Source organism: Kitasatospora sp. NPDC001603 (assembly GCF_040298365.1).
In the GTDB taxonomy this organism is placed as follows: Bacteria; Actinomycetota; Actinomycetes; order Streptomycetales; family Streptomycetaceae; genus Kitasatospora.
Genome location: NZ_JBEPAA010000139.1, coordinates 1 through 11,298 on the forward strand (window position 1 = coordinate 1; position 11,298 = coordinate 11,298).

The 11,298-nt window shown below is 76.2% G+C and carries 2 protein-coding genes; both read right to left on the minus strand.

Features of this window, described 5'->3' with window-relative positions:
* The coding region (locus tag ABT263_RS37840; protein WP_502885932.1) for an SDR family NAD(P)-dependent oxidoreductase at positions 1–7,197 on the minus strand (7,197 nt) is incomplete at its 3' end.
* Positions 7,198–7,251: 54 nt separating this feature from the next.
* A partial coding sequence (locus ABT263_RS37845; RefSeq protein WP_352298233.1) for a type I polyketide synthase occupies positions 7,252–11,298 on the minus strand: 4,047 nt, incomplete at its 5' end.

Genomic DNA, 11,298 nt, shown 5'->3' on the forward strand with positions numbered 1-11,298 from the left:
CACCAGATCCAGGACCCCGGCCACATGCGCCGCCGCGATCTCACCCACCGAATGCCCCACCAGCACACGCGGAGCCACACCCCAGGAGGCGAGCAACCGGAACAGCGCCACCTCCAGCGCGAACAGCGCCGGCTGCGCCAGCCCGGTGCGGCCCAGGCCCTCACCCGAGGCGACGACCTCGGCCACCGGCGCGTCGAGCACCGCACACACCTCGTCGAACGCCGCCCGGAACACCGGGAACGCCTCGTACAACTCCCGCCCCATGCCAGCCCGCTGACCACCCTGGCCCGCGAACAGGAACCCCACACCGGTCCGCGCCGCACCCGGCGAGGACAACACCGGCTCGGCCGCGACGAGTTCGGAGCCGTCGGCGCCCAGCAGCACCGCCCGGTGCTCGAACACCGCCCGCGACGACACCAACGAGAAGCCCACGTCCACCGGATCGACGTCGCCCGAGGACGCCAGCTCCGCCACCCGGGCCAGCTGCCCGCCCAGCGCCTCCGCCGACCGCGCCGACACCACCCACGGCACCACCGGCATCGCCGCCCGGTCACCGTCCACGGCGACCGCCGCCGGATCCCCCTCTTCGAGGATCACATGCGCGTTGGTGCCACTGATCCCGAACGAGGAGACACCGGCGCGACGCGGCCGGTCACCCGGGAACCACTCCCGGGCCTCATCCAGCAACTCCACCGCCCCGGCCGACCAGTCGACGTAGGGGCTGGGCTCGTCCAGGTGGAGCGTCCGGGGCAGGACGCCGTGCTGCATCGCCAGCGTCATCTTGATCACGCCGGCCATCCCCGCCGCGTGCTGGGTGTGGCCGATGTTCGACTTCACCGACCCGAGGTAGAGCGGCCGGTCCGCGTCGCGGTCGCGCCCGTACGTCGCCAGCAGGGCCTGCGCCTCGATCGGGTCACCCAGCCGGGTGCCCGTCCCGTGCGCCTCCACCGCGTCCACGTCCGCCGCCGACAACCCGGCGCTGGCCAGAGCCTGCCGGATCACCCGCTCCTGCGAGGGACCGTTCGGCGCCGTCAGACCGTTCGACGCACCGTCCTGGTTCACCGCACTGCCGCGCAGCACCGCCCAGACCCGGTGGCCGAGCCGCCGGGCGTCCGAGAGCCGCTCCAGCAGCAGCACGCCGGCGCCCTCGGACCAGCCCGCGCCGTCGGCGGCCGCCGAGAACGACTTGCAGCGGCCGTCCGGCGCGCCGACCCGCTGCCGCGAGAACTCCACGAACAGGGTCGGGGTGGACATCACGATCACACCGCTCGCCAGCGCCATCGAGCACTCGCCGTTGCGCAGCGCCTGCGCCGCCAGGTGGATGGCCACCAGTGAGGAGGAGCAGGCGGTGTCGACGGTCAGCGTCGGACCGGTGAAGCCGAAGGTGTAGGCGATCCGGCCGGAGGCGATCGCGCCCGCGCTGCCGGTCAGCAGGTAGCCCTCGAACTCGGGGGCCTTGGCGAGGATCCCCGCGTGGTCCTGGCCGCTGATGCCGGCGAAGACGCCGGTCTGGCTGCCGCGCAGCGACTGCGGGTCGATGCCCGCGTGCTCGAACACCTCCCAGGTGGTCTCCAGCAGCAGGCGCTGCTGCGGGTCCATGCTGAGGGCCTCCCGCGGGGAGATCCCGAAGAACCCGGCGTCGAACCGGTCCACGTCGTCCAGGAAGCCGCCCTCGACCGTGTAGGTCTTGCCGGGCGCGTCCGGGTCGGCGTCGTACAGGTCCTCGATGCTCCAGCCGCGTTCGGCGGGGAACGGCCGGATGGCGTCCACGCCGTCGGTGACCAGCTGCCACAGGTCCTCGGGTGAGCCGACCCCGCCGGGGTAGCGGCAGGCCATGCCGACGATGACGATCGGGTCGTCGTCGGGCGAGGCCGCGGACGGGACCGGGAGGGGCGCCGGGCCGGCCGCCGCCACGCCGCCGAGTTCGGCGTCGAGGTGGGCGGTGAGCGCGGCCACGCTCGGGTAGTCGAAGACGAGGGTGGCGGAGGGCTTCAGGCCGGTCGCGTTCCTGAGCCGGTTGCGCAGTTCGACGGCGGTCAGCGAGTCGAAGCCCAGCTCGGTGAACGGCCGGTCCGCCTCGATGGCCGACCCGTCGCGGTGCCCGAGCACCTCGGCGACCTGGGTGCGGACGAGGTCGGCCAGGGCCCGGGTGCGGTCGGCGGGAGCGAGCCCGGCCAGCCGGCCGGCCAGGGCGGAGGCGCTCTCGCCCGTTCCGGCGGTGCCGCGGCGCGCGGTGGGCCGGACCAGCCCGCCGAGCAGGGGCGGGAGTTGGCTGCCGAGGCCGCGCAGGGCGGCCAGGTCGAGCCGGGTGGGCAGCGCCCAGGTGTGGCGTTCCCGCAGCACGGTGTCGAACAGGGCGAGGCCGTCCGCGTCGCCGAGCGGGCGCATACCGGCCCGGGCGATCCGTTCGCGGTCGGTGCCGGTCAGGTCGCCGGTCATCGCGCCGCCGGACTCCCAGAGCCCCCACGCGAGCGTCGTCGCCGGCAGGCCGAGCCCGGCCCGGTGGGCGGCCAGGGCGTCGAGGAAGGCGTTGGCCGCCGCGTAGTTGGCCTGGCCCGCGCCGCCGAAGGTGGCGGCGGCCGAGGAGTAGAGGACGAAGGCGGTGAGGTCGAGCTCCCGGGTGAGCTCGTGCAGGTGCCAGGCCGCGTCGGCCTTCGGGCGCAGCACGGCGGCGAACCGCTCCGGCGTGAGCGAGGTGACGAGCCCGTCGTCGAGGACGCCGGCGGTGTGCACGACCGCGCGCAGCGGCCGGTCGGCGGGGACGGCGGCGAGCAGGGCGGCGAGCGCGGCCCGGTCGCCGACGTCGCAGGCCGCCACGGTGGCCTCGGCGCCGAGCGCGGCCAGCTCGTCCCGCAGGGCGGCGGCGCCGGGCGCGGCCGGGCCGGAGCGGCTGACCAGCAGGAGGTGCCGCACCCCGTGCTCGCGGACCAGGTGGTGGGCGAGCCGGGTACCGAGGGCCCCGGTGGCGCCGGTGACCAGCACGGTGCCGTCGGGGTCGAACGGGCCGGCCCCGGCGGTGTCGGTAACGGTGTCGGAGTCGGCGGCGGGCAGGCGAGCCAGGCGGGGCACCAGGACGGCGCCGTCGCGGAGCAGGACCTCCGGCTCGTCGACGGCCAGGGCCGCCGCCCAGGCGTCGGAGGACGCCTGCGCCGTCCCGGCGCCCGTCGCGGAGCCGTCGGCCGAGTCAACGAGCAGGAAGCGCCCGGGGTGCTCGGTGACGGCGGCCCGCACCAGACCGCGGACGCTCGCGGACGCCAGGTCGGTGCCGTCGACGGCCCCCCGGGTGACCACGGCGAGCCGGGTACTGGCCAGCCGCTCGTCGGACAGCCAGTCGGTGAGCAGGGCGGCCGTCCCGGTGACGGCGGTGTGGGTGTCCGCGAGCGGGTCGCCGGTGCCCGGCGCGAGGCCGGTCAGGACCAGCTCGGGCACGGGTGCGCCGTCGTCCAGTGCCCGGCGCAGCGCGGCCAGGTCCGGGTGCCCGGTGGCGGTGGGGAAGGCCCCGGCCAGGTCCGCGCCGGCCAGCAGGACCGGCCGCTCGGGCGCCGGCCGGGTGGCGGTGGCCGGACGCCAGTCGATCCGGAACAGCGCGTCGTGGTCGCGGGCCGCGCCGCGCAGCGCCGCCGGGTCGACCTCGCGCCAGGTCAGCGTGGCGACGGTGGCGACGGGCGCGCCGTCGGCGTCGGCGAGGGCCAGCGCGACGGAGTCGGGCCCCGTCGGGGTGAGCCGGACCCTGAGCCGGGTGGCGCCGGAGGCGTGCACCTCGACGCCGCTCCACGCGAACGGCAGGCCGCCGTGCCGGCCGTCGTCGACGACACCGCGCAGCAGCGGGTGCAGGGCGGCGTCGAACAGGGCGGGGTGGAGCACGAACCGGCCCGCTTCGGCGGTCTGTTCCGGGCTGAGCGCGGTCTCGGCGAACAGCTCGCCGTCGCGCCGCCACACCCGGCGCAGGCCCTGGAACTGCGGTCCGTAGCCGTGGCCGAGCCCGGCCAGCCGGGCGTACACGCCGTCGAGGTCCACCTCGACCGCGCCGGGCGGCGGCCAGGCGCCCACCTCGGCGGGTGCCCCGGCGCCGGGGGCGACCACGCCGGTGGCGTGGCCGGTCCAGACCGGCTCCGCCCCGTCGGCCGGTTCGGGCCGCGAGTGCACGGACGCCTCGCGCTGGCCGTGCTCGTCGGCCGGGCCGATGACGACCTGGAGCTGGACGGCGCCCTGGGCGGGCAGCAGCAGCGGTGCGGTCAGCGTGAGGTCCTCGATCCGGCCGCAGCCGACCCGGTCGCCGGCCGTGGTGACGAGCTCGACCAGCCCGGTACCGGGCAGCAGCACGGTGTCCAGCACGGCGTGGTCGGCGAGCCACGGGTGGCTGCTCAGCGAGAGCCGGCCGGTCAGGACGACGCCGCCGCCGGCCAGTTCGACGGAGGCGCCGAGCAGCGGGTGGCCCGCGAGCCCGAGGCCGGCGGCCGTGACGTCGCCCACCGAGCCGTCGGAGCGGAGCCAGTAGTCGGTGTGCTGGAACGCGTAGGTGGGCAGCTCGACCGGTCGGCGCGGGCCGCCGAGCAGGGCCGTCCAGTCGACCGGCACGCCCCGCACGTGGAGTGCGGCCGCGTTGGTCAGCAACTGGTGCAGGCCGCCGTGGTGGCGGCGCAGCGAGCCGACCACGACGGCGTGCTCGGCGCCGCGCCCCTCGGCCGTCTCCCCGATGGCCATGGTGAGCACCGGGTGCGGGCTGAGCTCCACGAACGCGTGGTGCCCGGAGTCCAGCAGGGCCGCCGTGCCGTCGGCGAAGCGCACCGTGCGGCGCAGGTTCTCGTACCAGTAGTGGGCGTCCATCCCCGCGGTGTCCAGCCACTCGCCGGTCACCGTGGACCAGAGCGGGGTGTCGGCGGACCGCGGTGCGAGGTCCCGGAGTTCGGCCAGCAGCCGGTCCTGGATGCCCTCGACGTGCGCGGAGTGCGAGGCGTAGTCCACCGGGATGCGGCGGGCCCGGACGTCCTCGGCGGTCAGTACGGCGAGCAGGTCGTCGAGTTCGGCGGCGGAGCCGGAGACGACCACCGTCCGGGGGCCGTTGACGGCCGCCACCGAGAGCGCCCCGCCGTACCCGGCGATCCGCTCCTCGACCTCGGCGAGGGGCAGCGGGACGGACGCCATGCCGCCGAGGCCGGCCAGTTCGGTCAGCGCGCGGCTGCGCAGCACCACCACACGGGCCGCGTCGCGCAGCGACAGCGCGCCGGCGACGCAGGCGGCCGCGATCTCGCCCTGCGAGTGCCCGATCACCGCGGCCGGGGCCACCCCGATCGCCCGCCAGGCCGCCGCCAGCGACACCATGACCGCGAACAGGGCGGGCTGGACCACGTCGACGCGCGCCAGGGCGGACTCGTCCTCGGTCTCGGCCAGCAGGTCGAGCACGGACCAGCCGGTCAGCTCGCCGATCACCTCGTCGCACTCGGCCATCGCGGCGGCGAACGCCGGTGAGCCGTCGAGCAGTTCGGCGGCCATGCCGAGCCACTGCGAGCCCTGGCCGGGGAAGACGAAGACGGTGCCGCCGGGCGCGCCGGCGGTACCCACGACCGCTCCGGCGGAGTCCTCGGCCACCGCGGTGAGCCCGGCCACCAGCTCCGCGTGGTCGGCCCCGAGCACGACCGCCCGGTGCTCGAACGCGGCGCGCGTGGCGAGCAGCGACCGGCCCGCGTCGGCGAGGTCGGGCGCGGGCCAGGCGGCCAGCCGGGCCGCCTGCGCCCGCAGGGCGGCGGCGCTGCGGGCGGAGAGGACCCAGGGCAGCACGGCCGGCGTCCGGTCCGGCCCGGCGGTCGCCTCCTCGGCCGCCTCCGGCGCGTCCTCGGGGGCCTCCTCCAGCACGACGTGCGCGTTGGTGCCGCTGATGCCGAACGAGGACACGGCGCCCCGCCGGAGCCGCTCCCCCGGCGCCCAGGCCTGCTCGCGGTCGAGCAGCCGGACGGCCCCGGTCTCCCACTCGATGTGCGGGGAGGGGGCGTCCACGTGCAGGGTGCGCGGCAGGACGCCGTTGCGCAGGGCCATGACCAGCTTGATGATGCCGGCGACGCCGGCGGCGGCCTGGGTGTGCCCGATGTTGGACTTCACCGACCCGAGGTAGAGCGGCCGGTCCCCGGCCCGCTCGCGCCCGTAGGTGGCCAGCAGGGCCTCCGCCTCGATCGGGTCGCCGAGCCGGGTGCCGGTGCCGTGCGCCTCCACCACGTCCACGTCGGCCGGGGTCAGCCCGGCGTTCGCCAGCGCCTGCCGGATCACCCGCTGCTGGGCGGGGCCGTTCGGCGCGGTGAGACCGTTGGACGCGCCGTCCTGGTTCACCGCCGAGCCGCGCACCACCGCGAGCACCTGGTGCCCGTTGCGCCGGGCGTCCGACAACCGCTCGACCAGCAGCAGGCCGACTCCCTCGGACCAGCCGACGCCGTCCGCGGCGGCCGAGAAGGACTTGCAGCGGCCGTCGGAGGAGAGCCCGCGCTGGCGGGAGAACTCGACGAAGACCGCCGGGGAGGACATCACGGTGACGCCGCCGGCCAGGGCCATCGAGCACTCGCCCGCCCGCAGCGCCCGGATCGCCAGGTGCAGCGCCACCAGCGACGACGAGCAGGCGGTGTCCACCGTGATCGCGGGGCCGGTCAGGCCCAGGTTGTAGGCGATCCGCCCGGAGGCGATGCTCGCCGCGCTGCCGTGCCCGAGGTAGCCCTCGAAGCCCTCCGGCGCGGTCAGGAAGCGGGCCCCGTAGTCCGCGTACATCACCCCGGTGAAGACCCCGAGCGGCTGGTCCCGGACGGAGGTCGGGTCGATCCCGGCCCGTTCGAGCGTCTCCCAGGCGGTCTCCAGCAGCAGCCGCTGCTGGGCGTCGACGCCCATCGCCTCCCGCGGGCTCATCCCGAAGAACTCGGCGTCGAACTCCCCGGCTCCGTGCAGGAATCCGCCGTCCGTGCTGTACGTCTTGCCGGTGCGGTCCGGGTCCGGGTCGAACAGGTCGGTCGGCCAGCCCCGGTTGGTGGGGAACGGGGTGATCGCGTCACCGCCGTCGGCCAGCAGCCGCCAGAGGTCCTCCGGCGAGGCCACCCCACCGGGGAACCGGCACCCCATCCCGACGATCGCGATGGGCTCCTGGTCCCGCTCCTCGAACTCCCGCAGCTGGTGCCGGGCCTGGTAGAGGTCCGCGGAGACCTGCTTCAGGTAGTTCAGCAACTTCTCGTCGTTCGCCATCTCTTCCGCCCCGATCGGTGTCGCGTACAGACGTGCTCAGCTGAGGGAGATCCCGAGTTCCCTGGTGACGAAGTCGTAGACCTCGTCGGCGGAGGCGTCGGCCAGCCTTTCGGTGACCTGGGCCGCCTCGGTGTCGGCCGTCCAATGGGAGAGCAGCGCGCGCAGCCGCTCCACCGCCTGCTCCCGGGTGGCCGGGTCGAGCCCGGTCGTGCCCGTGGTGGCCTCCAGCGCCTCCAGCCGGTCCAGCACCGGGTGGCCGGCCTCCGGCACCCGCGCCCGCAGTTCGGTGCGCAGGTAGCCCACCAGCGCGGTCGGCGTCGGGTAGTCGAAGGCCAGCGTGGCCGGCAGGCGCCGCCCTGCCAGGGCGGTCAGCCGGTTGCGCAGGTCCACCGCGGTCAGCGAGTCGAAACCCAGCTCCGCGAAGGTCCGGTCGCGGTCGATCCCGTCGGCCCCGGCGTGGCCGAGGACGACCGCGATCTCGCGGCACACCACCTCGTCGATCAGCCCGTCCCGGTCCTCCGGCGCGGTGCGCGCCAGCCGGTCCACCAGGGTCTCCTCGGGTGCCCCGGCCGCCGCGCCGGCCCGCCGGGGCCGGCCGACCAGGCCGCGCAGCACCGCGGGCATCGCCTCGCCCTGGGCCCGCAGGGCCTTGGTGTCCAGCCGCATCGGCAGCAGCCACGGCCGCCCCGCCGCGAGCGCCGCGTCGAACAGGTCGAGGCCGGTGGAGTCGTCCAGCGCGATGATCCCGGCCCGGGCGAGCCGGCGCAGGTCCGCCGCGCCGAGACGGCCGGTGATGCCGCTCTCCCGTGCCCACAGGCCCCAGGACAGGGCCAGCGCCGGGAGGCCCCGGGCCCGGCGGTGCAGCGCCAGGGCGTCCAGATAGCCGTTGGCGGCCGCGTAGTTGCCCTGTCCGGGCGCCCCGAACGTGGCGGCGACCGAGGAGAACACGACGAACGCCGACAGGTCCAGGCCGAGGGTCAGCTCGTGCAGGTGCCAGGCGGTGTCCGCCTTGGGCGCGAGCACGTCGGCGACCCGGCGGCGGGTCAGCGAGTCGATGACGCCGTCGTCGGCCACCCCGGCCAGGTGCAGGACGGCGGTCAGCGGGTGCTCGGCGGGGACGGCGGCCAGCAGCGCGGCCAGCGCCGCCCGGTCGGTCACGTCACAGGCCACCACCTCGACCTCGGCGCCCGACTCCTCCAGCTCCCGGACGAGTTCGGCGACGCCCGGTCCGTCCGGGCCCCGGCGGCCGGCCAGCAGCAGCCGGCGGACGCCGTGGGCGCGCACCAGGTGGCGGGCGAACATCCCGCCCAGCACACCGGTACCACCGGTGATCAGCGTCGTCCCCGTGGCCGGGAACGCCACCGGGGCGTCGCCCCCGGCCGACGGCCGGGCCACCCTGGGGACCAGTACGGTGCCTGCCCGCAGGGCCAGTTGCGGCTCGCCGGAGGCCACCGCGCCCGGCAGCAGCGGCCAGGCCGCGTCCAGGTCGTCGACGTCGACCAGCACCAGCCGGTCGGGGTGCTCGGTCTGCGCCGACTTCAGCAGGCCCCAGGCCGCGGCTCCGGCCAGGTCGACGGCGGCCAGGTCGACGGCGGCGGGGCCGGTGGCGCCGGTGGCGTCCGGGCCGGCGGGAGCGGTGGCGTCCGGGCCGGTGGGACCGGTGGGACCGGTGGCGCCGGTGGTGACGACCACCAGCCGGGCCCCGGTCAGCCGCGTGTCCGCCAACCAGGCCTGGACCAGCTCCAGCGCGTCACCCACCTCGATGGCCGGGTCGCCCGGGTCACCGGCGGCCAGCCGGGCCAGCACGACCGGCGGCAGCGGCGCCCCCGCGTCGAGCGCGGCACCGAGCGCGGCCACATCGGCGTAGTGGAGCGGGAGTTCGTCACTCGGCGCGCCGAGCACCGCCCACGTCGCGGTGGACTCCGCCGAGCCCGCCGCCGACACCGGCTCGACCGGCTGCCACACCACCTCGAACAGCGCGTCGTGACCGGCGGACCGGACGGCATCCGCGGTCACCTCCCGCCACGCCAGGGAGTCGATCCTGGCGACCGTCCGACCGCCGTCGTCCGCCATGTGCAGCGACACCGTGTCCGGACCGACCGGCACGATCCGCACCCGCAGCCGCGACGTCCCCGGCGCGAACACGCTCACCCCGCTCCAGGCGAACGGCAGCCCGGCTGCCCGCTCGTCGTCCACCACGCCCGGCAGCAACGGGTGCACCACCGCGTCCAGCAGGGCCGGGTGGAGGACGTAGTCGCCGGTCGCACCGGGCGCGCCCGAGGGCAGCTCGATCTCCGCGACGACCTCGTCACCCGCCTTCCAGAGCCGTCGCAGGCCCTGGAACACCGGGCCGTAGGCGTAGCCCCGATCGGTCAACTCCTCGTACAGGCCCGTAAGATCGCGCTCGACGGCATTGCCGACCGGCTGGTCGGCCCCCGCGCCGGGGTCCGCCTCGGCCGCACCCACCGAACCCGTCACATGCTGGGTCCACTCGGGATCGGCGTCGTCGGCGGCCGGCCGCGAGTACACCGCCACGGCCCGGCTGCCCGAACCGTCCGGAGCCTCCACCACGACCTGGAGCTGGACGGCCCCCGAACGCGGCAGCACCAGCGGAGCGGACAGCACCAGCTCCTCCAGCCTCGGGCAGCCGACGCGTCGCCCGGCCGTCAGCACCAGCTCGACGAAGGCCGAGCCCGGCAGCAGGACCGAACCCAGGACCGCATGGCCGGTGAGCCAGGGGTGGGTGGCGAGGGAGATCCGCCCGGTCAGCACCGTCCCGCCGTCAGGGAGTTCGACCACGGCGGCGAGCAGCGGGTGGGCGGCGTCGGTGAGTCCGGCGGAGGCGACGTCACCCGCGACGGGCTCCAGCCAGTAGCGCTCGCTCTGGAAGGCGTACGTCGGCAGCTCGACCAGGCGCGGGTCATGGCCCGCGAACAGCGCCGCCCAGTCGACGTCCGCACCGTGGACGAAGGCGTGCGCGAGCGCCGTCACCGCCTGGCGGGCCTCCGGCCGGTCCGCGCGCAGCGCGGGCGCGGCAGCGTCGACGAGGGCGGAGAGCACACCGTCGGGGCCGAGTTCGACCCAGGCGCCCACACCGGCTTCGGCGACGGCGTCCGCGAAGCGGACCGTGCGGGACACATGGTCCACCCAGTAGGCCGGGTCGCACCACTCGCCGTCGACCGGCAGGCCGGTGACGGTCGAGACCGCCGCAAGGCGCGGCGGGTGGAAGGTCAGACCCGCCACGACCGCACGGAAGTCCTCCAGCATCGGCGCCATCAGCGGGGAGTGGAACGCGTGGCTGACCTCCAGCCGCTTCGTCCGGCGGCCCGGCAGCGCCTCGACGACCCCCCGAACCGCGCCCTCCGCACCCGAAACCACCACCGAAGTCCGCGAGTTGACCGCCGCGACACCCACCTCCGAGAGCCCGGCGAGCAACGGGAGGACCTCCTCCTCGGCCGCCTCCACCGCGACCATCGCCCCACCGGCGGGCAGCGCGTCCATCAACCGGGCCCGCGCCGACACCAGCGCACCCGCGTCCACCAGATCCAGGACCCCGGCCACATGCGCGGCCGCGATCTCACCCACCGAATGCCCCACGAGTACGCGGGGAGTGACACCCCAGGAGGCGAGCAGCCGGAACAGCGCCACCTCCAGCGCGAACAGCGCCGGCTGCGCCAGCCCGGTGCGGCCCAGGCCCTCACCCGAGGCGACGACCTCGGCCACCGGCGCGTCGAGCACCGCACACACCTCGTCGAACGCCGCCCGGAACACCGGGAACGCCTCGTACAACTCCCGCCCCATCCCCACCCGCTGACCACCCTGGCCCGCGAACAGGAACCCCACACCGGTCCGCGCCGCACCCGGCGAGGACAACACCGGCTCGGCCGCGACGAGTTCGGAGCCATCGGCGCCCAGCAGCACCGCCCGGTGCTCGAACACCGCCCGCGACGACACCAACGAGAAGCCCACGTCCACCGGATCGACGTCACCCGAGGACGCCAGCTCCGCCACCCGGGCCAGCTGCCCGCCCAGCGCCTCCGCCGACCGCGCCGACACCACCCACGGCACCACCGGCATCGCCGC